At 37.8% G+C, this 23,376-nt stretch carries 21 protein-coding genes and 1 tRNA gene; 15 read left to right on the top strand and 7 right to left on the bottom strand.

Annotation, left to right across the window (positions count from 1 at the left end; genetic code table 11):
• The first annotated feature begins 146 nt into the window (after positions 1-146).
• The 5 genes from AB3217_RS00365 (at position 147) to AB3217_RS00345 (ending at position 6,202) form a co-directional block, all read left to right on the top strand.
• On the top strand, positions 147-2,174 hold the full coding sequence (locus tag AB3217_RS00365) for a DHH family phosphoesterase (RefSeq protein ID WP_057784103.1): 2,028 nt from the start codon (positions 147-149) through the stop codon (positions 2,172-2,174).
• Positions 2,175-2,179: 5 nt separating this feature from the next.
• Positions 2,180-2,632, top strand: a complete 453-nt coding sequence (gene rplI, locus AB3217_RS00360; protein WP_057784101.1) for a 50S ribosomal protein L9 — start codon at positions 2,180-2,182, stop codon at positions 2,630-2,632.
• A 98-nt stretch (positions 2,633-2,730) separates the two neighbouring features.
• Positions 2,731-4,125: a replicative DNA helicase gene (dnaB, locus tag AB3217_RS00355; RefSeq protein ID WP_057784099.1), complete on the top strand. Its 1,395-nt coding sequence runs from the start codon at positions 2,731-2,733 to the stop codon at positions 4,123-4,125.
• A 111-nt stretch (positions 4,126-4,236) separates the two neighbouring features.
• The gene (locus tag AB3217_RS00350; RefSeq protein WP_057784098.1) at positions 4,237-5,433 is read left to right on the top strand and encodes an MFS transporter; all 1,197 of its coding nucleotides are present in this window, start codon (positions 4,237-4,239) and stop codon (positions 5,431-5,433) included.
• 226 nt (positions 5,434-5,659) lie between these two features.
• Entirely contained in the window at positions 5,660-6,202 is a 543-nt protein-coding gene (locus tag AB3217_RS00345; protein WP_260267511.1) for a C40 family peptidase, read from the top strand.
• Between the two features lie 64 nt (positions 6,203-6,266).
• On the opposite strand, the gene AB3217_RS00340 is transcribed toward AB3217_RS00345, so the two are convergent.
• A complete protein-coding gene (locus AB3217_RS00340; RefSeq protein ID WP_057784096.1) occupies positions 6,267-6,635 on the bottom strand; it encodes a DUF1304 family protein in 369 nt (122 codons plus the stop codon).
• A gap of 502 nt (positions 6,636-7,137) precedes the next feature.
• Here AB3217_RS00340 and AB3217_RS00335 point away from each other — a divergent pair.
• On the top strand, positions 7,138-7,707 hold the full coding sequence (locus AB3217_RS00335) for a LysM peptidoglycan-binding domain-containing protein (protein ID WP_367365493.1): 570 nt from the start codon (positions 7,138-7,140) through the stop codon (positions 7,705-7,707).
• A 77-nt stretch (positions 7,708-7,784) separates the two neighbouring features.
• Here the strand turns inward: AB3217_RS00335 and AB3217_RS00330 are convergent, their stop codons facing one another.
• The gene (locus AB3217_RS00330; protein WP_068805322.1) at positions 7,785-8,759 is read right to left on the bottom strand and encodes a Gfo/Idh/MocA family protein; all 975 of its coding nucleotides are present in this window, start codon (positions 8,757-8,759) and stop codon (positions 7,785-7,787) included.
• A 13-nt stretch (positions 8,760-8,772) separates the two neighbouring features.
• Entirely contained in the window at positions 8,773-9,789 is a 1,017-nt protein-coding gene (locus AB3217_RS00325; protein WP_068805324.1) for a Gfo/Idh/MocA family oxidoreductase, read from the bottom strand.
• A 181-nt stretch (positions 9,790-9,970) separates the two neighbouring features.
• Between AB3217_RS00325 and AB3217_RS00320 the strand changes: the two genes are divergently transcribed.
• From AB3217_RS00320 to AB3217_RS00310, 3 genes are all read left to right on the top strand, one after another.
• On the top strand, positions 9,971-10,831 hold the full coding sequence (locus tag AB3217_RS00320; RefSeq protein WP_260267913.1) for a MurR/RpiR family transcriptional regulator: 861 nt from the start codon (positions 9,971-9,973) through the stop codon (positions 10,829-10,831).
• A gap of 75 nt (positions 10,832-10,906) precedes the next feature.
• Positions 10,907-11,344, top strand: coding sequence for a MarR family winged helix-turn-helix transcriptional regulator (locus AB3217_RS00315; RefSeq protein WP_367366100.1), 438 nt, complete (start codon positions 10,907-10,909; stop codon positions 11,342-11,344).
• A gap of 62 nt (positions 11,345-11,406) precedes the next feature.
• Positions 11,407-12,753: an NAD(P)/FAD-dependent oxidoreductase gene (locus AB3217_RS00310; protein WP_367365492.1), complete on the top strand. Its 1,347-nt coding sequence runs from the start codon at positions 11,407-11,409 to the stop codon at positions 12,751-12,753.
• A 148-nt stretch (positions 12,754-12,901) separates the two neighbouring features.
• Here AB3217_RS00310 and AB3217_RS00305 read toward each other — a convergent pair.
• The 4 genes from AB3217_RS00305 to AB3217_RS00290 all read right to left on the bottom strand — a co-directional run bounded on the left by AB3217_RS00305 (position 12,902) and on the right by AB3217_RS00290 (position 17,165).
• Positions 12,902-12,974: transfer RNA gene (locus tag AB3217_RS00305), tRNA-Lys, on the bottom strand.
• A gap of 110 nt (positions 12,975-13,084) precedes the next feature.
• Entirely contained in the window at positions 13,085-14,797 is a 1,713-nt protein-coding gene (locus AB3217_RS00300) for an ABC transporter ATP-binding protein (protein ID WP_367365491.1), read from the bottom strand.
• A gap of 505 nt (positions 14,798-15,302) precedes the next feature.
• The gene (locus AB3217_RS00295) at positions 15,303-16,373 is read right to left on the bottom strand and encodes an IS30 family transposase (RefSeq protein ID WP_367365490.1); all 1,071 of its coding nucleotides are present in this window, start codon (positions 16,371-16,373) and stop codon (positions 15,303-15,305) included.
• A 657-nt stretch (positions 16,374-17,030) separates the two neighbouring features.
• Complete coding sequence (locus AB3217_RS00290) at positions 17,031-17,165, bottom strand: hypothetical protein (RefSeq protein ID WP_260268012.1); 135 nt, start codon at positions 17,163-17,165, stop codon at positions 17,031-17,033.
• Between the two features lie 321 nt (positions 17,166-17,486).
• On the opposite strand from AB3217_RS00290, the gene yycF reads away from it, so the two are divergent.
• From yycF to AB3217_RS00260, 6 genes are read left to right on the top strand one after another with little or no spacing between them, the layout of a single operon-like run.
• A complete protein-coding gene (gene yycF, locus AB3217_RS00285) occupies positions 17,487-18,188 on the top strand; it encodes a response regulator YycF (RefSeq protein WP_367365489.1) in 702 nt (233 codons plus the stop codon).
• A gap of 18 nt (positions 18,189-18,206) precedes the next feature.
• Complete coding sequence (walK, locus tag AB3217_RS00280) at positions 18,207-20,054, top strand: cell wall metabolism sensor histidine kinase WalK (RefSeq protein WP_367365488.1); 1,848 nt, start codon at positions 18,207-18,209, stop codon at positions 20,052-20,054.
• Positions 20,051-21,370 (top strand): YycH family regulatory protein, encoded by a 1,320-nt coding sequence (locus AB3217_RS00275; RefSeq protein ID WP_260289879.1) that lies wholly within the window; start codon positions 20,051-20,053, stop codon positions 21,368-21,370. Before walK ends, AB3217_RS00275 begins: the two co-directional genes overlap by 4 nt.
• Before the next feature lie 14 nt (positions 21,371-21,384).
• On the top strand, positions 21,385-22,296 hold the full coding sequence (locus tag AB3217_RS00270; protein WP_367365487.1) for a two-component system regulatory protein YycI: 912 nt from the start codon (positions 21,385-21,387) through the stop codon (positions 22,294-22,296).
• 3 nt (positions 22,297-22,299) lie between these two features.
• Positions 22,300-22,461 (top strand): hypothetical protein, encoded by a 162-nt coding sequence (locus AB3217_RS00265; RefSeq protein WP_367365486.1) that lies wholly within the window; start codon positions 22,300-22,302, stop codon positions 22,459-22,461.
• A gap of 45 nt (positions 22,462-22,506) precedes the next feature.
• Positions 22,507-23,310: an MBL fold metallo-hydrolase gene (locus AB3217_RS00260; protein WP_057784925.1), complete on the top strand. Its 804-nt coding sequence runs from the start codon at positions 22,507-22,509 to the stop codon at positions 23,308-23,310.
• Positions 23,311-23,376 lie beyond the last annotated feature (66 nt).

Here is a 23,376-nt window from a genome sequence, read left to right as displayed (position 1 = left end):
AATTTAGTTTAAACAAAAATGTCACTTTCGTAAAGCATTGCCGAGTTTTTGTATTAGGAGTCGTTACCGATCTGTAAAGTAGTGACGGTTCTTTGTCAGGGGTCTTTGTGATAAAATAAACCTAGTACACAATTCGAGGAGAAACTATGAAAAAATTACGTTTAGCAGAAAGGATTCCGGTGTTTATGCGGAATCCCCGCTTACGCTTGTTGGCAATCTATATTATTTTGTTATCACTCGTTGGCGCGGGAGTTGCGTTTTATTATAACTGGGTATTGGGAGTCGTCTTATTGGTACTTCTCATTTTGGGAAGCATTTTTATTAGCGACACCTTTCACCGTGTGAATGAAGAAACCACAAAGTACATTTCTGATCTGTCATTTCGAATTAAACGTAGTGAACAGGATTCACTATTGCGCATGCCACTGGGAATTTTGATTTATGGGGATGAAGACCAAGTCCAGTGGGTTAATCCGTATATGCAGGGCTATTTAAGTGATAAAGATGTGCTTGGAAAAAAATTAGTTGATGTCGATAAAGACTTGGCAAAAATGTTAGCAGATCACCGGGATGAAAAAGGGACCGTTCCCGTTGTTTGGGGGGATCGTAGGTTTACCTTACTGGTTGAACAGGATAGCCACGTTTTGTACTTAATGGACATTACCAAGTATGCCAAGATTGAAGAAGCCTACGATAATTCGCAGGTCGTCATTGGTCAAGTTTTCTTGGATAACTACGATGAAGTCACGCAATCTATGGCCGATTCGGATGTTTCCAGTTTGAGCAGTTTTGTGACGAATCAAATTTCTAGCTGGGCTCAAGAGTTTGGCATGTATTTAAAACGAGTTGATGATGATCATTTCTTTGTTTTGATGTATGCGGAAGTCTTGCAGAAGGTTGAAGCTGATAATTTCAAGCTTCTGGATACGATTCGGGAAGCAACCTCTAAACAAAACTTTCCAATCACCTTAAGTATTGGGATTGCATATGGCGATCAAGATTTAAACAATTTGGCTGACTTATCACAAAGTAATTTGGATTTGGCGTTAGGACGTGGTGGTGATCAAGTTGTTGTCAAGTCACCAGATGGCCAGGCCCGATTTTATGGTGGTAAGACTAATCCAATGGAAAAACGGACACGAGTTAGAGCACGGATGATTAGTCAGGCGGTTACTGAATTAATGTCGCAAGCTGATCAAATTTTTGTGATGGGGCATCAGCAGTCTGATATGGATTCTTTAGGAGCCTGTTTAGGAATTCGCCGGATTGCCCAAATGAACAACCGACAATGTTGGATTGTGCTCGATCAAGATAACCTGCATTCTGATGTGCGGCGTTTGTTAACGTCTTTGGAAGACTATCCTTCTATCAAGGAGTCCATTATTACGCCTGAAGCGGCTTTAGAGAATGCCAACAGCCAAAGCTTACTCATTATGGTTGATCATTCTAAACCATCATTAACGACGGCTCCTGAGCTTTACAAGAAGCTTGAAAATCGAGTTATGATTATTGATCATCATCGCCGAGGCACAGAATTTCCAGAAAATCCGGTTTTGGTTTATATTGAACCCTATGCTTCTTCAACGTGTGAACTCATTACAGAAATGTTTGAATACCAGTCTAAAGATAGTGAACCAATTAATGAAATTGAAGCAACTGGGATGTTAGCCGGAATTGAAATTGATACTAAGTCCTTTACCACAAAAACTGGGACGCGGACGTTTGATGCTGCCAGTTATCTACGATCAGTTGGTGCTGACGAGAATCTCATTCGCCACTTTATGAAGGAAAACGTTGATAGTTATCTGCAGCGCAACCACTTAATTGAGTCGGTGGAATTTATTAATAAGAATTTAGCAGTTTGTGTTGGTGAAGATGATCGGGATTATGATCCGGTTACTGCCGCACAAGCAGCCGATTCCTTGTTATCGATATCAGGAATTGAAGCGTCGTTTGTCATTACGCGTCGATCGAAAAAACAAGTTGGTATTTCAGCGCGTAGTGCGGGGGATGTTAACGTCCAGCTCATTATGGAACAAATGGGTGGCGGCGGTCATTTAGGTAGTGCAGCAACTCAGATTGAAGGTCAAAGTGTTTCTGAAGTTAAAGCGACCTTAACTGAGATTTTAGAAAAGAAAAATGATACAGAAAATGAAGACGATGAAAAGGAGTGAATCTGATGAAAGTAATTTTTTTGGAAGATGTTAAAGGTAAGGGTAAGCGCGGACAGGTCAAAGAGGTTCCTGATGGTTACGCGCAAAACTTCTTAATTAAAAATCATAAGGCTGAATTGGCAACAAAAGGTGCTTTGAGCAGTTTGAAAGGCCAACAACGTGCTGAAGAAAAACATGAAGAAGAAATTTTAGAAGCCGCTAAGCAATTAAAGGTCACTTTAGAAGATGACAAGACAGTTGTCGAATTGACTGCTAAAGCAGGCACTGATGGCCGTTTGTTCGGTTCAATTCCTAGTAAACAAATTGCCCAAGCATTAGATAAACAGTTCGGATTAAAATTAGATAAACGTAAGATTGAACTCACCCAACCAATTCGCTCAATGGGATACACGAATGTACCAGTTAAGTTACATCCACAAGTAACAGCCAAAATTCGTGTTCATGTTGCAGAAAAATAATAGCAATAATTGTTTTGTGGTGAAGTTGGCTGTCTGATTACAGGTTAGACAGACACAAATTTGTTTAGGAACATTTCCTAGTCATCAGAGGTAAGAACATGGATAATGACATTTTAGAAAATCAAACACCGCCACAAAATAGTGATGCGGAAAAAGCCGTTTTAGGGGCAATTTTCCTTGATTCCGATGTGTTAGTTGACGCAATGGAATATTTAACCCCAGAAGACTTTTATCAACGGGCACATCAAATCATTTTTCAGGCGATGGTTTCGCTAAATGATGAAGATGAGGCCATTGATGTCGTCACAATGAACAATAAACTAACCGCTCAAAATCAATTGGATGATGTGGGTGGCGTAAGCTACATTGCAGAATTGGCGGCTTCGGTACCAACTGCAGCTAATGTGGTTTACTACGCTAAGATTGTGCAAGAAAAGGCCATTTTACGACGGTTAATTAAAGCTGCCACTAAGATTGTGACCAAGAGCTATCAACAAGATGAAGATGTCGGTACCGTTTTAGATGAAGCAGAACGTGAAATCACGGAAGTTTCAGAAAATCGTAATCAGTCTGGGTTTAAGAAAATTTCCGATGTTTTGACCGATTCCATGACCGAGATTAACAAGCTCTACCAAAACGGAGATGAAATCACTGGTTTATCAACAGGTTATAGTGAACTGGATAAAATCACGGCGGGTTTACATCCAGATGAACTTTTTATTCTAGCTGCCCGGCCTGCCGTCGGAAAAACGGCCTTTGCTTTGAATATTGCACAAAATATCGGTACCAAAACCGATAAAACAGTGGCTATTTTTAGTTTGGAAATGGGCGCTGATCAACTGGTTAACCGAATGCTTTGTGCGGAAGGTAGTATCGATGCCAACCATTTGCGTACTGGCCAACTAAATGAGGAAGAGTGGCAAAACTTAGTCATTGCTATGGGTAGCCTTGCAAAAGCCAATATTTATATTGACGATACTCCGGGAATCAAAATGGCAGAAATTCGAGCCAAATGTCGTCGCTTGGCCAAGGAACAGGGCAACTTGGGTTTAGTTGTTATTGATTATTTGCAATTAATTGAAGGCTCTGGTCAAGAAAACCGACAACAGGAAGTTTCAGCGATTTCGCGACAACTAAAAAAACTGGCTAAAGAATTAAGAGTACCTGTATTGGCACTTTCACAGCTTTCTCGTGGCGTGGAACAACGTCAGGATAAACGACCTGTTTTGTCTGATATTCGTGAATCTGGATCAATTGAACAAGATGCGGATATCGTGGCGTTCTTATATCGTGAAGATTATTACGATCGGGATGAAGACGACGATAGCGACAATCAGAATTCAGCTCCACAACAAGAGGGTGAACCTGATGTCGGACCGGTTGAAGTCATTATTGAGAAAAACCGAAGTGGGGCACGAGGAACCGTAAAACTGTTATTTGTGAAATCATATAATAAGTTTGCCCCAATTGCGTATGTACCAGATAATAATTAAGTAGTCACAAAAAACAGTTTTGCGTAGCTCTTCGGAACCTTATGTGAAACTGTTCATTTATGCACTTTTTTAAGTTAATTTAAGTTAGTTTTTACAGGAAAGGAGAGGACGATGAAGGAATTAAAATTACGGTATTTACTCTTGGGATCCATGGTAGATAGTATTGGGATGAGTTTTGTGTGGCCCCTGACAACGGTTTACATGCATAACATCTTGGGTCATTCACTCACAATTGTGGGAATTGTGCTCTTACTAAACTCAGTTGCAAGTATCATTGGTTCTTTTACAGCGGGACAATTGTTTGATAAACATGATGGTTACTACCTATTACTGGGTGGGATTGTTTTCACGGCATTAAGCATGTTGGTACTTGTGTTTTCAAATAAATGGCCAGTCTATCCAATTATGCTTGTTTTGATTGGCTTAGGAACCGGTTGGATTATGGCATTTGTCAACGCTCTAGGAACCACGGTGCATAGCCGCGATGGGCGCTTTGTGTTTAATATGATTTATTTTGTCCAAAACCTGGGCGTCATGGTTGGTACTGCAATTGTTGGAATTATGTTTAAAGATAATGTTGCGCCGTTATTTGCAGTGGCCACTGCCTTATATGTTGTTTTCTTCTTCGTAGCTGCGCTAAATTATCATGTGAAACGGGAAATTCCAAAGAGTCAGCATCAAATGGATCCTGATGCGAAAGTGGCTTCCAAGACCGAAAAGTTACCGCATATCAATTCAGTTGTGATGTATACCTTGTTTATTAGTCTATTTTTAATTTGGATTTTTTATCAACAGTGGAACAGTAATATTTCGGTTTACATGTTGAGTCTGCATATTCCGTTAAAAAATTACAGTTTCTTATGGACAGTGAATGGGTTCTTCATTTTAATTGTGCAAGCTTTACTAAGTTGGCAAGGTGGAAAGATTTTCAAAGATCCTTTTCATCAAGTCTATTTTGGTATGTTATTTTTAATTGCTTCTTTTGTCATTTTGGTTTTCGCCAAACAGTATATTGCATTTGTGCTTGCAATGATTATTTTGACAATTGGCGAAGCAGTTACCTTTCCACAAATTCCGGCAATTGCTAATCTCTTATCACCATATGGGATGAAGGGACGCTATCAAGGATTGGCAAGTTCGTTTCCATCAGCTGGCCGTGCATTGGGTCCGCTAGTAGGAAGTCTAATTATCGATACCCTCTCATTTGTTTCGTTGTTTGTGGTTGCGGCTGTAATTATTGCTTTAATTTTGTTTGTTAATATTGCAATGATTGAGCGGAGTAAACATGAGTTAACGGAATACAATTAAGTTGATAATCTTTGTCAGTACTGAAAAGTACTGATTTTTTTGTTTCAGATGAAGTTAATTATTTGGGGAAATTGTAGATCAATGAAGTGGGCAGATTCAAATAATTGTAATCGTTTGTAATATTTTGAAAGGAGCTTGTAAATAGATTTAAAAATGTTCGTATTGTGTGCATGTTAATATGTTACTTGTTATAATGATAAGAAATAAGTTAACCGAAAGAGCGTCTATGATTAAAACAAATTTTAAACATGCACTTGTTCTTGCAATTGGAGTCGCTGGAATTACATTAGGATCAGCTAGCGTGGCCAGCGCTAATGCGAACGATGGTGGTAATCAACAATATTCTGCTACTCAAACTGCCGAAAATAGTCAAACTGTACAAACAATGGTGAAGACCAGTTCCACCGGAAACAGTGCTGTAGTTTCAGAGGCTTTAAGTTTAGCCAAGATGCATATCCCTTACGTTTGGGGTGGCGAATCAAGAAGTGGCATGGATTGTTCTGGTTTCACAGATTGGGTTTACGCACATGCGGCTGGAAAATCGTTAGGTCATTACACGGTTGCTCAAGAAAGTCATGTGACAAAACAGACTGTTGCACAAGCACAACCGGGCGATTTATTATTCTGGGGATCGCAAGGGGCAAGTTACCACGTGGGAATCTACATAGGTGATGGTAAATATGTTGCCGCTCCTGCCCCCGGCCAATACGTGTCAGTTCAGTCACTTAGCAGTGGCTTTATGCCTAGTTTTTCTGGCCATGTGATTTAGTAATTAAAATTAAAAAAATGATTTGCAAAGTTCAGTTTGGCTCTTCTTTGCAAATCATTTTTAATTACATAAAAATTGCCAACAAGATGGCGATGGCTCCCGGTAACGCTTCGTACCAGAAGAAACGTTTTGAAAAAACAAAACCTTCGTAAATTCCGTTTAGAAGTACAAATAGATTTAAGAAAATTAACATATACTTCATTGGGCCACTAGGGACAATGATCAAGGTCAAGATAATAACTAATCCAATAAAGCCACTGAACAAACCAAGATTTTGAATAAATCTTTGTATCATAGCATTTTTAACAATATTTACTGGGATGTTGAAAAATTTACCAACGACTTCGTAGGAAGCAAATAGTTCTATATATAGAAAGTAAATATGTGCTAAAGCAATAATTAGACTAACTAAAACAGCAATTGTTGATATCATGAAAGGACTCCTAACTTAATAAAAGGTATACATCCAATTATAGAGAATTTGGTGAAAATATCATGAAAATTATATAAGAGTGAAATAAAGAAATTAAGTATATCCAAATACATTTATAGTTTAAATCCTTCCTGCTGATGTTAAATTGAAGCACAATTTTTTACTATAAAGGGACTAGACACGTTACCGAAACGTCCATTTGAAAAGTTTTACCAAATATGAGATTTTTATTTTAACAAAGAAACTTTTCTAAAAAAATTAAAAAAGTACACAATATTATGCTAACATATTGAAAATTATCGTTAGCTTTATTAGCCTTAGTGTGAGTAAGGACGAAGTATGATTAACTTCACTTAAATTAAATGTTTTCGGGACTTATATTACAAAAAGATGACATGAACCTGCGTGAAGGTCAATGAATATAAATGTTGTTGAAACATAACTGAAACAATTGGAGTGTATTGTACTAGGTAGATTAAAAACACAAGGAGAGCAAACACATATGACATTAAGAAATAACGTAACAAAATTCGCAGTAGCCTTTATGGCCGCATTATTCTTTGGTCTTACATTGCTAGTTACAGTATCCCACGCCGATCAAATTTATACAGTTAAATCAGGCGACACACTTTCAGGTATTGAATATAAGTTTAATAATGATACTAACTACAACAAGTTAGCAAAAGCAAACAAAATTAAGAACGTTGATTTAATTTACGGTGGTCAAAAGTTATTGCTTAAGAGCGACGGCGAAATTAAAGCAGCTACTAAGAAAGAAGTTGCTACTGTTCCCGCAACACAAAAGACTGCTTCAACAACAACTACCACAGGTTCGAGTAGTACAACAAGTAGCTCATCATCTGCTAAAGCATGGATCGCTAATAAAGAATCAGGCGGTTCATATACAGCACGTAATGGCCAGTACGTTGGTAAATACCAATTAAGTGCTTCATACTTAAATGGTGATTATTCAGCTGCAAACCAAGAAAAAGTTGCTAACTCATACGTATCTTCACGTTACGGTTCATGGTCAGCTGCTAAAGCATTCTGGCAAGCAAATGGCTGGTACTAAGATAAAAATATAACCACTAAAAAATCGTCCTTCATTAGAAAGGACGATTTTTTGTATACTATGAATATAGTTGAACCTCAACCTAACTTGATTTTACTTTCAGCTAGGGCTTGGTCAATTACATGCATGACAACTTCATCTTGGCGTAACTGTTGTTCGGCAAATTTTAAGTCGTGAGAATCCACAATCTTCGTAAATTGCAGGAATTCTTGGAACATACGATGTGGATGAACTTTAACGTCGACGATTTGTGATTGCTGATTGCGTAATTTAATGGTGTAGTGGTCCAAAACATTAGTAGGGCCGCTTACCACGATGGATCCTTCAGTACCTTCAATCGTGGTTGTCACAGGCGCATCCACGTCTTTTGCCCCGATACTGACAACTTTAGTTTTTGGGTAGTTCATTATTAAAACGCCGGAAGTATCGATATGACGTTCGACGTTAGCTAGATAGTGAACTTCGGTAGGTGCCCCTAGTAGGCCAACAATGAAATAAATATTATAAATATTAAGATCCATTAAGGCCCCACCACCCAGTTTGGGATTGAAAGCTGGCAATACGGTTCCTTTACGAAAAGCATCATAACGCGAGGAATACTGCGAGTAATTGCAAGAAATAACTTTAATGTTTCCCAGTTTCGATAAATCGGCTTTAAGCTGCTTGTAGTTAGCTAAGTATTGATTTGTGATCGCTTCTAAAAGAATTAAGTGTTTTGATTCTGCCAGGTTAATTAATTCAGTTAACTGTTGCTCGTTTAACGTAAATGGCTTTTCACAGATGACGTTTTTTCCGGCCTCCAATGCGGCCTTGGCAAACTGAAAATGTAAGGCATTAGGTAAACCAATATAAGCAGTATCTGTATCGGTTGCTAAGCACTTATCTAAGTCGGTATAAATTTCATCAATATGAGCTGTTTTTTGTAATTTTTGCATGGCAGGCACATCTTTTTCTTGACCAAAAATAGCGTTGACGACAAGTCCAGGTAGATCGTCTACAATAGATGCAAAATCATTGACGATTTTACCGGCACCAAAAATTGCTAGTTTCATGATTTGAATCCTCCTAATGACATTGTTTAATTCCTTGTTCTAACATCTTGATTTGTTGGATAGTTTCTTCATCTTTAATGAGTTTCTTTTGACCTTCAGCCAAAGTTGCGTAAACGCCAGCATAGACGCGACTGTAATCGCCGTTGATGGTGACGACCTTTTGTTCATGGTAGTTTTGATTATCATCATAGTAAGTCAAAGTGCCATAGTCTTCTGGACGGTCAATCCCAAAATCTTCGTGATTCGGCATGTAAAATAGCTTTAAATGTTCCTCTTGGCGATCCATACGTTCCTTGACAAACATGCCTTTTTTACCATAAACAACAAAACTTGGTCGGGGTTTAATCCGAAAGTAACTGGAAGCCACACGAACCTTCATTTGACCATAATACATGCTGATATCAAAGTAATCATTCATATGACCGCTCCCTAACAACTGGCGCACATCATAATGAACGGTATCGGGATTACCAAAAAAGCTGAGAACTTGATCCAAAGTGTGACACCCGTGCCCATAAAGAAAACTATTGATTTTACTGAACCCAGGAGCTTGCTCAGGAACTTCTGGACGGTAATAGTCATAGTTGGACTCAACTTCCAATAAGTCGCCCAGAAGGCCACTGTTGATGACTTTTTGAACCGTCAAGAAATCTGAATCAAACCGTCGATTTTGGTAACATTGAATAAAGAGATGTTTTTGTTTGGCCAAATCAAATAACTCGCGGGCTTGGTCTGCGGTTTCGGCAAAAGGTTTTTCCACGACGACATTTTTTCCATGGCTCAAAGCGTCCTTTGCTGTGGCATAATGGAACTGACTAGGAGTTGTGACGACAACCAATTGAATTTCTGGATCGTTATAAATATCGTCCAAACTGGTGGTGTAGTGCACATCAGGAATTTTAGTCCACCGAATTCTGCCACTGGGTGAATAAATTGTTTTGACGTTAAATCGATCCTTGAGTTTTAAAATAAAAGGTAGATGGTAACGATTGGTGCTTTTACCATTGCCAATATAAGCAACATTAATCATTTAAAATGACCTCCTAAGTTTGATAAATTCAGTATAGGGAGTTCAGCTGAATAAAAGCTATTGATATTGGCAGATTGGCCGAAAGTATCAGTATTATTGAGATGAGGAGCCAGTTTATTAAACATTTGGGCCAAAAATTAGGAACTTTAGTAACTGTAAAATTAAAAAAGGAGTGGTTAATTTGGCGCTACTTGAGCGATTAGATCAACAACCTGATTTAACAGACAACGAAAAACGAATTAAGACGTACATTGAAAGCCATTTGACGGATATTCCAGCCATCACGGTTGAACAGTTGGCCGCTGACACTTACACGTCGCATTCTGCCATTGTGAGGTTGGCTAAAAAACTGGGCTATGGAGGTTTTCGGGAATTAAAACTGGCTGCTAGCGATAGCCTGACTCAGCAATTGGTTTCTTTAGGGGCAGTAGACGCTAATTTTCCGTTTAATCCCACCGACTCGGTTACGACGATTGCTAAAAATATGGCAAATTTAACCAGCATAGCGATCAAACGTGCCCAAGCCCAGATTGACCCGCGACAACTTGAGCAGGCGGCCCAGCGATTACTAGATGCTAAACGCCTTTTCTTCTTCGGTCGTGGTGATTCCCAGATTCGAGCCCGCAGTTTTCAAAATAAATTAATTAAGCTTGATATTTTTCCCGTCATTGCCGAAGAGTATGTGGATGAGAAATGGGTCGTTTCCAACATTCACAAAACGGATTGTGTTTTGTTTATATCATATGGGGCAAACATTCCAGAATATACGCAGATTATGGCTTTTTTGGAAAAAAAGCAGGTACCGACAATTTTATTGACTGGCAATCGCCAGATTAAAGTACGTACCAAAAATAAATTAACCATTGTTTCTACGCAAGATGAAAACGAAAATGAAAGTAAAATTGGTACGTTTGCTTCTCAAATCGCATTTGAATATATTTTGGATACTTTGTTCTCTATTATGTATGGACATGCCTATACAAAGAATTTATTGAATCAACGACAAACCCAAGAATTATTAAATACAGATGACTTATTCTAAAATGAAGCTAAGTTGTAAATAAATGAAGTAAAGACTATAATGATCGTGCACGACTGAAATGGGGTAATAAAATTGATTGATGATGAAATGAAACTAACTAACCAACTTTGTTTTTCGGTTTACAATGCGAGCCGATTATTTACAAAATTCTATCAAAAAGCGTTGAAACCGTTTGGACTAACCTACCCACAATACTTAGTGTTACTTTCCCTTTGGCAACAAGACACGCAAACCTTACATGAGTTGGGGGATAAGCTGCATTTGAGCAGTAATACATTAACGCCACTTTTGAAACGACTTGAAGGCTCAGGCTGGGTACAACGGATCCAACCGGATGATGATCATCGCCAATTGGTTATTAAATTAGCGAATCTTGCTAAGCAACAGGAAATGGCTATTTATAAGGCAATTGGCGATTGTGCAAGTCACGAGGCGTTTGATATTAAGGAATACGAAGACGCCTTAAAAATAAATAATAAGCTAGTTGATCAACTGAAAGCAATTTTGGCATAAATTGCTTTTTTTCTACATCAGATTAGTCGTGCACGATTAAATTAACGCTAGGAGGAATTTTTATGAAAAAATATGACATTATTTTTGTTGAAAGCGGACATGCAAATTGGCATGCTGCGGTTACCTTAAGTCAGGCTGGTAAAACAGTCGCCATTGTTGAAAAGGATAAAATTGCAGGAACTTGTACAAACTATGGCTGTGATCCTAAAATTTTACTAGATGGCCCATTTGAACTTTTAGATCGGTTAAAGCAGTACCAAGGGATTGGGATCTCGGATGCTCCTAAAGTAGATTGGTCAGCTCTAATGGATTATAAACATAAGGCAATTGATCCATTGCCTATTCAAATGGCAGGCTTATTTAAACAATTGGGTATCGATGTTTTAATGGGTGAAGGAAAAATAACTGGTGAACATACTGTGTCAGTTAACGATCAAGAATTTGAAGCTCAAAATATTGTGATTGGGACTGGTCAGCGGGCGGCTAAACTGAATATCCCTAGTCAAAATTATTTGCATGATAATCGTGATTTCTTGGATCTTAAACAGATGCCACAACATATTACTTTCATTGGCGCTGGTGTTATTTCAATCGAATTTGCAACAATGGCAAGTGAACTAGGAGCTACCGTAGAAATTGTGGAATTCACAGACCATGCTTTAGGTGCGTTTGATCAACAATCTGTGGCTAAGCTTATTCAAAAATTGAAATCAAACGGAGTTCAATTTAACTTCAATGAAGCAGTTACTGAAGTTAAAAAAGATGGTGATCAGTACAAAGTTTTGACGAATAAAGAGCGTACCATTACTACCGATTACGTGGTTGATGCCACTGGCCGGATTGCTAATGTTGAAAATCTCGGTCTTGAGAACGTTGGTATTAAAACAACCCGTGGTGGCATTGTGGTCGATGATCATTTACGGACAGCCGTTAAAAATATTTATGCGAGCGGCGATGTGATTGATAAAAAGATTCCGCGTTTAACCCCGACAGCAACTTTTGAATCTAATTATATTGCCCAACAAGTATTAGGAAGTACAGAGGAAATTAAGTACCCCGCTATTCCAAGTGTGGTTTATAGTTTACCAAGAATTGCCCAAATGGGAGTTACACCTAAAGAAGCTGAGCAGTCGCCCCATTACCATACGCAAAAGTTACCTTATGGGAAACAACTCTTATTTCAATATAAAAATGAGTTAGATGCTGAGATTACATTGGTTTTTGACCAAGAAAACTACTTGGTGGGAGCTAGCATTTATGGAAATGATGCTCCTGAATTAATTAATTTAATTGCGTTTATCATTGATGATCGTTTATCAGCCAATCAACTGAACCAAAAGATTTTTGCTTTCCCAAGTGCCTCAATTGGTATCATTAGCCTTATTAGTACAATGCTTCATCAAGATTAAAAAAGAAGGAGAAATTATTTCTCCTTCTTTTTTTGGCTCAAAGCAAATATTTGCATAATCACTTGTGTTCCTGTATAACAGTACGAGTATAAAAAAACAGCAATCACGGCTACGAATAGCAGCATGATTACTGATTAATTGGTATTTATGGGTGGTCAGGGGATCGAACCCTGGACCCACGGATTAAGAGTCCGTTGCTCTGCCAGCTGAGCTAACCACCCATATCATTAACCGACTTAAGTATATTATCATATATTTTTAGCATTGGCAACCCCGGCTGCCAAACTTTTCCATGAATCTAGCTAAGAATTTTGAAATGTAGTTTATTCGTTTATAGTTGTTGTTCTTCCACGTATTTACGGTATAGTGGTAAATGTTTTATCAATTCTTCATGGGTTCCTAATCCAGCTACAGTGCCATCTTTGATAAAGTAAATTTGATCTGCATCTTTAATAGTTGAGAGTCGATGTGCTACAATCACAATTCCTATTTGGCTACGTAAATTATTGATAGACTGTTTGATAAATTTTTCCGAGTCACTATCAAGTGCGGACGTGAATTCATCCAGAATCAGTAATTCGGGTCGGTGCAAGAGGGCTCGTGCTAACATTAAGCGCTGTACTTGACCACCGGATAAATTTGCGCTATGTTCTTCAATCGGTGTATCTAAACCCTTAGGTAATTTAGCGATGAAATCAGATAGGTAGGCCTGTCTTAGAGTGTTCTGAATTTCCGCATCCGAAATTTGATGATCATTTAAACCAAAGAGTAAACTTTCGCGCAGAGTTTGACCAATAACACTTGTCTGTTGAGGGACATAGCCAATTTTTGCACGCCAGCTCTTTAAGTTCAGCTTGTCGATATTGCAATTGTTAAGGAGAATCTCACCTGAAGTTGGCTCGTAAAAACGTTCTAGAAGCGAAATAATAGTTGATTTCCCACCACCGCTGGGCCCGACTAACGCAGTTAACTTGTTGTTTTTAAAAGTTAAATCTAGGTCTTTCAAAGTTTCTTTGGCCGCATGATATGAGAAGTTCACGTTTTGAAAATTAATTGAACTGTTTTTCAAGCTAAAATTGATTTTTCCTGAGTAATTTTCTTCCTTTAAATCTAGCAAGTCAATCAAGTGTTTAGCAGCTCCATTGCTAGCTTGAAAATCATTTATAACGTTTCCGACGTTGGCAAATGGTGTGATGATCTGAAAGACAAACAAAAGAAATGAAATTAAAGTGCCAATTGTAATTGTTTTGACTGAAACTAAATAACCACCAAATCCAAAAATAACTAAAATAGTCGCCATGATGACTGTGGTGACGAGCGGATCCATAATGGAATTAATCTTCGCAATTCTGATTCCGAAAAGATAGAGAGCAGTCACTTCTTGCTTAATCTTACCTGTAGTTTCTTGTTGAGCATTGGAACTTTTCAAAAGCTTAATTTCGGAAAAATAGTTGGTCAGTTGACCGACTAAACCATTGGACTTGGCCTGGCTCGCTTCATAAGTTTGATTGGTAACATTTGAAATTGGTGAAATCACGATCATTAGAAGGACTAAGGCGCCAAAAACAACTAAAGTTAACTGCCAACTCATGATACACAAGAAAAATAAAGCACCAATTACGGAAGTTAAGCCACTAACTACATTTGGCAGTAAGCTGGATAAAAGGCGACTGATCGTTTCGGTGTTCGTGACGACGCTACTAGCCAAATCACCAGAAAGATTGTTTTCCAGATATTCTTGTTTTACATTCAGAAGGTGGCTACTAACCTTTTCACGAATTTGTTTAACAGTTCGTTCAGCTAAACGAGTTAACAAGTAATAAGAAATGGCAGATAGAATTGCTTGAATAATTAGCGTTGCTCCCAGAGCTAAAATGTTAGGTAAATTAAATTTGTTTTCAAAATTATCGATTAGCTGTTTTGCCTGAAGTGGCATATACAAAAGAATTGCTGCTGAAGAAACTGATAAAGTACTGGCAAATATGATTTGAGATTTACTAATTGATAGACCTTTTAATAATTGTATGAGTTTACTTTTTTTCATGAGTATCCCTCCAATAAAGTATGAATAGACGAAAAGACGGACGTAGTCTGAGAAATATACTGTTTTTCTAAAATTGAATTTCGTTCAAGCGCTTCATCTTTTGTTACTATATCTAAGAAGCCAAACTGACCATCTGATCTCTTGTTTAGAGTAAAAACATAGTTTAATGTTTTTTGAACAATTAATGAAAAATCAAACTTGTCTAATAGCAATACGATTTCTCCAAAAGTGAAATAGTCTCGTGAATTGTATGATTGAAATGCTAATGAGGCCATTAGATAACAGTTTTTTGATAGATAGATGGTTACAATTTTATTATCAAATTGCATAAGATAAGCAATAAACTTTTCGATTTCCTCAGAGGTTGCTTTGTATAAAAATATTTTATTATTGTTTAAAATAACTTTTTTAAAATTTTTTCTTCGGAAATTGCAAGAACAAGTTAGCCACCCCGCAGGCGAAGTTGCGGGCGAGTCAGAATATCTATTGAAGGTCAAGATAATGGCTACGCACTACATGCTTTACGAATACGTGCTGCTTCAATTTGAAAAGCTTCTTTTGGGGTTTGATACTTCAAGATACGTCGCGGTAATTGGTTGAGACGACTTTCAACCATTGAAACCGTCTTGGGACCAATCGTATCTAATGAATGTCCCTTAGGTAAATATCGTCTAATCATGCGGTTATGAGTTTCATTGGTTGCTCTTTCAAAGGAACTATACGGATGGGCATAATAGATGTCAGCTACGCCGTCTAAGACTTCATTCAAGGCTGTGAACTCCGTTCCGTTGTCAGCAGTAACAGATTTAATAAGATCACCAAATTCAGCACAAATCCCCTTAAGTGCATACGATACCGAATCAGCATCTTTGCCTTCAATCAAGCGAACAATATCATAACGAGTTTTACGTTCCGTGAAGGTCAATAATACACTTTCATGTCCACTGCGTTTACCAACTACAGTATCAATCTCAAAGTGGCCGAATTCCTTGCGTTTGTCGACACGTTTAGGACGTTCCTCAATACTTTTACCAGCTAAACGTCGATGCTTGTTTGACCAGTGATGGTTAGTACGGCGGTTAGCCTTCTCCACCAAATCAAGATTACGGATCTCTAACAATTGCGCATCGATATAGTTGTAGAGAGTTTTCGTACAAACCATCTCCGTGCGCTTAAACAGATGTTGTTGGTGGGCGAAGCCGACTGCTGCATCAGGTGACCAATCATCTTGGTGGAAATGATCATCAAAGTAAGCCAGAAAGTTAGTAACAAATTTAAATTTTAGAGGTCGATGACGTTGTCGATTCGTTTGATACCGAACTTGGGCCGTATCAGGCGCATAAACGTTAAAGTACTGTTCTTTACCATTGAGTTTCTTTACCTGTTGAATGCGGCCACGCTTAAGCTCATTATTAATAGTTTGATGACAGACACCAATTTCAGCGGCAATTTGACGAGCAGATTTGCCTGCAGAAAGTAAGCCAGCAATTCTGCCTCGCTCAATTGGAGTTAAATGATGACCCTTTACGTGAGATGTGATAAGCTGTTCTTGCACCAAGACGAAAACCTCTTTCATTGTTTAGTGTGGGAACTTCAATGATACCTGATTTTTTCGTCTTGGTGTCTTTTATTTGGCCACTTTTAAAAGATGGCTAACTTGATTATAAAATTCGCGGTGTGAGAAGAATTATAAAAGCTTTCTTTCGTGTAATTGAGCCTGTTTAATTTGTGATTTTCTGGCCTAAGAAATATATTCAAACGCTTAATTATTAATCCTATAATTTCATTAGAGAGACTATTAGAATTCATTTTGGAGTATTTGTGTAGTAGCCAATCAAAAAAATTCAGCAAAAAGATCAACATTATCTTCCCTAAATGAAATAAATAGTCCATCTTCGATTGTGTGTTCAAAATATGATACGTTTTGGATTAATATTTTTTTTGCGTGTTTGATGGTTGTTTAATGCCAAAATTAGTTAAATAGAAAAAATCATGGGTTATCTGGTATCGTTCAAAATTATTTAATAAAGATAAGTTCTCATACCTAGATAATTTTGAAAATTTTCCTTATTTGAATGAGATGTGACTAATTTTTCTACAAAAAATGGCGAGTTCTTAATTAACCATGTACTCGTCATTTTATCTATGTATGTTAATGATCGCATTAATGTTGTATTACTATACCAATGCATATGTCATCAACCTTGGCTTATCATCATTTTTTTGCACCAAGCTACGATAGTCTTACTTTGCCCAGTTTATGGTAAATAAAGCCATTTTCTTTAAGAATTCCAGCAAAACTATCGGATAAATTACTAAAGGATTCGGTCTTCTTTAAATTGCCTAAACTTCCTAAACTAAATTTCATAATATCATCTCCTCGTTGGTCATAATATATCTCAAAAAATAAAAATGCAATACTTTTCTAATCATTTTATCATTTTTACTCATTTTTATTATAGAAAAGTATAAAACCAATTGAGTTATACGATATTTGTTGTATTGTCTGTGGAGTAAGTTACTATGGACTGATATTACACATGGTATATATCAGTAATTATGTCCCACCAATGTAACCGCTAAAAGTCGTGTGGTATAATAAGAATGCAATGTTTTTAAGCTTTTTGGCGAAAATAAGATCATATAGATTTCAATCAAAAACGACTCTGTTAAGGAGGAAACAAGTTTTATGCAAAAGATTTTAATTGTTGACGATGAAAAACCAATTTCAGACATCGTAAAATTTAATTTAACTAAAGAAGGCTATGAAGTTATTAAAGCCTATGATGGGGAAGAAGCCCTTGAAAAAGTAGAAGATGAACAACCAGATTTGATTCTTTTGGACTTGATGCTACCCAAAATTGATGGTTTGGAAGTTGCACGTCGTGTGCGTGCAAAACATAGTATTCCCATTATCATGGTGACAGCGAAAGATTCTGAATTAGATAAAGTAGTTGGCTTGGAACTTGGCGCTGATGATTATGTAACGAAACCATTTTCTAACCGTGAACTAGTTGCCCGGGTGAAGGCTAACTTGCGTCGCCAAGACCAGTTAGTTAGTTCTGAACAAGAAAGCAATGACATCAAAGTTGGTGATTTGGATATTACTCCCGATGCCTATGCGGTTTCGCGGCGTGGTGACCAGCTTGACTTGACTCATCGTGAATTTGAGCTGCTTTATTATCTAGCGCAGCACATGGGACAGGTTATGACTCGTGAACATCTCTTACAGACAGTTTGGGGTTACGATTACTTTGGTGATGTGCGGACGGTGGATGTTACGGTTCGGCGTTTGCGTGAAAAAATTGAAGAAAACCCAAGTAATCCAATCTACCTAGTTACCCGACGTGGAGTGGGATATTATTTACGGAATCCAGAAAATGAAAAATAATGGGAGCCATGTTTGGTTATGAACAAGAAAACCCGTTTCTATCAATCGATAAACTTTAAAATAGCCTTGGTATTCGCCTTGTTATTAATGATAACATTGGAAATTGTCGGGGTTATTTTTGTACGTCAATTGGAGCAACAAAATTTAAGCCAGTTTAAGAGTCAAATTCAATTAGGAACCTATGTTTATAATGAGATTTCAGAGCAACTTGGAAAAAGTAATGTCACGTCAGCAAATAAACAGATTCAACAGATTGTTTCTGATGTGAATAATACTAACATTACAGAAATTCGTGTTATTGATAACAAGGGAACAGTTCGTGCTTCAAGCGATCTAAACGAACAATCAATCGTCGGTCAAAAAACAACAGATCAAGCAATTAAAAATGTGATTTATAATTCGCGTTCCTATCAACAGGTTAATTATGATCAGGGTAATAATAATCGATATTACATTTCAATTATTCCGTTAATTAGCACCAGCGGCAACACGAATACTGTGGTTGGTGCTTTATATGTGCGTGCAAATTTAGAGAGCGTTTATTCAAACGTTAATAAAATCACACTAATTTTCTTTGTGGCAGCTTCGTTTGCCATTGTTGTGGGATTGTTGCTGGCGATTATCATTTCGCGAGCCATTACGCGACCAATTGAAGAAATGAAGAAACAAACTATGCGAATTGCCCGTGGAGACTATTCTGGGCACGTTCATGTGTATGGAAAGGATGAGTTGGGTCAATTAGCCTCAGCAGTAAATAACCTGTCTGTACGGGTTGAGGAAGCACAAGAATCTACTGAGTCTGAGCAACGACGGTTGGATAGTGTGCTTGCCCATATGACCGATGGGGTTATTGCAACCGATCGGCGTGGTCGGATCACGATCGTAAATGATATGGCACTTGATTTTTTGAGTGCCGATGCGGAACATACAGCCGGAAAATCAATTCTGGACGTTTTAGATATTCGAACCACGTATACTTTGCGAGAACTGTTAGAAAATCAGGACGATATTGTGCTGGATTTTTCAACTAAAACGCAGGATCTGATTTTGCATGCTTCTTTTGCATTAATTCAGCGAGAATCCGGTTTTATTAGTGGTCTGGTTTGCGTGCTACATGATGTCACCGAACAACAAAAAATTGACCAGGATCGTAAACAATTCGTTTCTAACGTCTCTCATGAACTACGGACACCATTGACCAGTTTAAAGAGTTATATTGAAGCTCTAACAGATGGTGCGTGGAAGGATCCTAAAGTAGCACCTCAGTTTTTGAAGGTGACTCAAGATGAAACGGATCGGATGATTCGGATGATCAATGACTTACTAAGCTTATCACGAATGGATTCTGGGACGGCTAAACTTGATTTGGAACTTATTAACTTAAATGAGTTGTTTAACCATGTTTTGGACCGATTTGACATGATCCTAAAAACAGACGATAATCCTGATAAAAATTACATCATCAAACGTGAGTTCACGCGTCGTGATCTTTGGGTCGAAGTTGATACTGATAAGTTCCAACAAGTGTTAGATAATTTAATGAATAACGCGATCAAATACTCACCAGATGGTGGCACAATTACTTGCCGCTTGTTAGAAACGCATAATCACGTTATTTTAAGCGTTTCAGATCAAGGGCTGGGTATTCCGAAGAAGGATCTAACTCATGTCTTTGATCGATTCTACCGGGTGGATAAAGCACGTTCACGTGCACAAGGTGGAACTGGTTTGGGATTGGCAATCTCAAAGGAAATTATTTCAATGCATGGCGGCCGAATCTGGGTTGATAGTAAGGAAGGCAAGGGCTCTATATTCTACATTTCCCTTCCTTATGAGCCCTTAGACGAGGAGGATCAGTGGGAATGAGAGGAATGCGAGCTAATCGAATATTAATTCATCTTGGCCTTATTCTAGTGGTCCTTTTAAGTGTGGTTTTGTCGTGGTTTATTTGGACAAATCCGGCCCACTATGAAAAAACGAAACAACAATCAAGTCGAAATAGTAATGTAGTTCAAAGTGAACAATCGAATAAATCGGTTGGTGATATTTATTTACCAACACAGGTAATTTATCATCAATCAGATACGAGTTCGTATTTAATTAACAATACTAATGTTAGTCTAACGGATTCTATCCGAAGTGCCATCCAAAAGTGGCACTTACGTGGCGTAACGAGAAAATCGATCAATAGTCGTAAGGCGTATGAAAATTTAGTTGCCCGTGATAATACAGTTATGTTAAAGTATCCGGACAATGTGACGAGTGGTATTTTAAATGACGCGTTTGATCAGAAGACCAGGTTTAGTGGTAAATTTTCTCGAATCGTTTTTTCAGTTGATAAACGAAATGAAGTTTATCTTTTAAATGATGAAAATTATGCAATTTATAAAGTTCGAACAACTAATCAAAATCTAGCTCAGATTAAGGAACTATTGATTGGCAAGGTACAACGCTTTGCAGTGTCAGAAACGTTAATTAATCACCGTTTGATGACGAATTACGAAAATGAAGTTAAAGTTCCGGAATATAGTTATCTGGTTAATAAACAAACCGCCGCTTATTTTGTTTCAACTTTAATGGATAGTGATAATGCTTCTTCAGTGACAACTAAGGAACAAAAAGGCAAAACAATTTATAATGATAGTAATTCAAAGCGGATGACCGTGAATAACAAACGGGGCATCGTATTTTATGAAGATTTGTCGGGGCAGCAATCCTATCATACCGGGATGAGTTCAACGTTGTCCAAGAGTTTCAAAGTATTGAAACAAATGGAAGTCCCGTTGGATAACATGCGCTATTATCACTACAATGCCAAAAATAATTCCGTTGTTTACCGTAGTTACGTCGAAGGCTTTCCTATCTTTAATCAAACCGAGTACGGAACGGTTGAAGTTCAGATGACTGGTGCGAGAACAAAAGAAATTGATTTTTCGTTATACAGTTTACAAATTCCTGTACCCACAGGTAAGGAACGCACGATTTTACCATCGACGCAAACTGTTTTGGATCGCTTAGAAGCAGTTGGTTACAAATTAAGTGATATTAAGAACATTGAAATTGGTTATCAATGGACTGCAAATCCATCCAGTGATTTAGTGGTAAACCTAACACCAACTTGGTATGTGAACTACAAGAATCAATGGATTTCTTATCAAAAGTTGATTGAACAACAACCATAAGGGGATGAAAACGCATGGATTTCAAAAGAATTGAGTTAATATTTTTAACAGCATTCGCGGCACTGGATATCTTTTTAGTCATCTCCTTTTTCCAAAATAATTCTGATGTTCATTCAACTTCACAGGGAGCGAGTCATAACGCGACAATTTTGAAAGAAATACGCGATGATTCCATTTCTTTTTCAAAGCCGTCTAACAAAAAAGGTCAAGGCTATTATATTTCAACCCAGACCTCTGGAAATAAACGGCTAAAGGAAAAAATGGAATCTTTGACTGCCCAATCAGCTAAAATGGTTAACGGTGAAATAATTAGTACGTTTAACACACCGCTAACTTTGAATACAAAAAGTCCAGAAAAAACATTGAATCAAATTGTGAACGACAGTAATCAGATTGTGAATGGGAAACATTATCAGTATGATGCCAAAACTTCTACAGGTAGTCAGATTATCTATACGCAAATGGTTTCGGGGCAACGAATTTTCTCCAGATCAGGACAAATTCGATTTAAGATTAACAGTGGTGGTCAAGTGGTTGGCTACACACAGGGGTATTTGACAGATGCTAATCCATTGCGGGAAAAACAAGATACGATAAGTCAGGAACGTGCAATTATTTGGCTTTACCAGTATAATGAGGTGCCTAATGAGTCTGTTATTAAATGGGCTCGTTTAGTATATACAAGATTGTTGAGTATCCAAAAAGGATCAGTTTATGTGCCAACGTGGTACATTGCTGTCCATGGTAAAAGTAGTGCGACCCTTCAATATTATCGAATCAATGCATTTACGGGTGTAATTATGAAGTATAATACACAGGTGCAATCTTCATCTAGTAGCAGTAGCAGTAGCAGTTCAAGTACTGCAGAGTCTAGTAGCGAAGATGATAGTAGTCTGTTGAACCAAGCGGTTTCTAGTTCGAAATGAGCCGTGGAATCAAGTACACAGGCAAGTGTTCAAGCTACGACCAGAAGAGCCTATAGCAGCAGTAGTACATCAAGTTCAAGTACCAATGCAGTTTCAACAAGTTCGAGTGAATCAACAAGCAGCCAAGTCTCGAGCAGTAGCTCAGCTTCATCTGAAGTTCATTAGACACTTAATTTAAGTTAAATTTAGTTCGAAGGGGTAAGGAAATACATGAGTGACGACGATATGAAGATTAGTGTTTTAGCAAGTGGTAGTACTGGGAATGTGACCTATATTGAAACTCCCAAACATAAGATGTTAGTGGACGCCGGATTAAGCGGGAAAAAAATTGAAGGTTTAATGAACAGTATTGGCCGAGACCTTGCGGATGTCGATTCACTTTTCATTACCCATGAACATACGGACCACATTCAAGGGGCTGGTGTTTTGGCCCGCCGATATAACCTCGATTTATATGCTAATCAGGGAACATGGCGAGCTATAGAGCCCAAAATTGGTCCTATCCCAGAAGAAAAGAAAAACATTTTCGAAGTTGGCAAAACGAAGTCCTTTGGAGATATTGATGTGGAAAGCTTTGCAGTTTCGCATGATGCAGCAGAACCTCAATTTTATGAGTTTCATCATAATGGGAAAACCTTTGTGATTTTAACTGATACCGGTTATGTTTCAGAGCGGGTGGAAGGCCAAATTGAAAATGCGGATGCCTACTTGTTCGAAGTGAACCACGATGTAGAAATGCTGCGAATGGGTGGCTATCCCTGGCCACTGAAACAACGGATTTTAAGTGATCATGGGCATTTATCTAATGAAGCTGGCGCAAATGCGTTGATGGATGTCATGGGATACAACACAAAAAAGATTTTTCTTGGGCATTTAAGTTTGCACAATAATATGAAGGAACTTGCACACTTAACCGTGGCCTCCATGATGAAAAACAAAGATTTAGCCGTTGGTCATGACTTTCAGCTTTTTGACACAGATCATACAAAGGCAACTAAACTGACAGCAATTTAGTGAAAAATATAAAAATCATTCATATTTTCATCACAATTTATTGTTATGCTGAAAGCAGTTACAATT

The sequence above is a fragment of the Pediococcus parvulus genome (genome assembly GCF_964063155.1).
Classification (GTDB): Bacteria; Bacillota; Bacilli; order Lactobacillales; family Lactobacillaceae; genus Pediococcus; species Pediococcus parvulus.
The sequence above is the reverse complement of the archived record's forward strand: the minus strand, read 5'-3'. Positions and strand labels throughout refer to the sequence as shown.

Excerpts from the sequence above, each read along its gene's own strand:
- yycF (WP_367365489.1), top strand. The coding sequence starts at position 17,487 with ATGCAAAAGATTTTAATTGTTGACGATGAAAAACCAATTTCAGACATC.
- AB3217_RS00340 (WP_057784096.1), bottom strand. The coding sequence starts at position 6,635 with ATGATATCAACAATTGCTGTTTTAGTTAGTCTAATTATTGCTTTAGCA.
- AB3217_RS00335 (WP_367365493.1), top strand. The coding sequence starts at position 7,138 with ATGACATTAAGAAATAACGTAACAAAATTCGCAGTAGCCTTTATGGCC.
- AB3217_RS00260 (WP_057784925.1), top strand. The coding sequence starts at position 22,507 with ATGAGTGACGACGATATGAAGATTAGTGTTTTAGCAAGTGGTAGTACT.
- AB3217_RS00290 (WP_260268012.1), bottom strand. The coding sequence starts at position 17,165 with ATGAAATTTAGTTTAGGAAGTTTAGGCAATTTAAAGAAGACCGAATCC.
- AB3217_RS00365 (WP_057784103.1), top strand. The coding sequence starts at position 147 with ATGAAAAAATTACGTTTAGCAGAAAGGATTCCGGTGTTTATGCGGAAT.
- walK (WP_367365488.1), top strand. The coding sequence starts at position 18,207 with ATGAACAAGAAAACCCGTTTCTATCAATCGATAAACTTTAAAATAGCC.
- dnaB (WP_057784099.1), top strand. The coding sequence starts at position 2,731 with ATGGATAATGACATTTTAGAAAATCAAACACCGCCACAAAATAGTGAT.
- rplI (WP_057784101.1), top strand. The coding sequence starts at position 2,180 with ATGAAAGTAATTTTTTTGGAAGATGTTAAAGGTAAGGGTAAGCGCGGA.
- AB3217_RS00300 (WP_367365491.1), bottom strand. The coding sequence starts at position 14,797 with ATGAAAAAAAGTAAACTCATACAATTATTAAAAGGTCTATCAATTAGT.
- AB3217_RS00310 (WP_367365492.1), top strand. The coding sequence starts at position 11,407 with ATGAAAAAATATGACATTATTTTTGTTGAAAGCGGACATGCAAATTGG.
- AB3217_RS00295 (WP_367365490.1), bottom strand. The coding sequence starts at position 16,373 with ATGAAAGAGGTTTTCGTCTTGGTGCAAGAACAGCTTATCACATCTCAC.
- AB3217_RS00330 (WP_068805322.1), bottom strand. The coding sequence starts at position 8,759 with ATGAAACTAGCAATTTTTGGTGCCGGTAAAATCGTCAATGATTTTGCA.
- AB3217_RS00275 (WP_260289879.1), top strand. The coding sequence starts at position 20,051 with ATGAGAGGAATGCGAGCTAATCGAATATTAATTCATCTTGGCCTTATT.
- AB3217_RS00325 (WP_068805324.1), bottom strand. The coding sequence starts at position 9,789 with ATGATTAATGTTGCTTATATTGGCAATGGTAAAAGCACCAATCGTTAC.
- AB3217_RS00270 (WP_367365487.1), top strand. The coding sequence starts at position 21,385 with ATGGATTTCAAAAGAATTGAGTTAATATTTTTAACAGCATTCGCGGCA.
- AB3217_RS00350 (WP_057784098.1), top strand. The coding sequence starts at position 4,237 with ATGAAGGAATTAAAATTACGGTATTTACTCTTGGGATCCATGGTAGAT.
- AB3217_RS00345 (WP_260267511.1), top strand. The coding sequence starts at position 5,660 with ATGATTAAAACAAATTTTAAACATGCACTTGTTCTTGCAATTGGAGTC.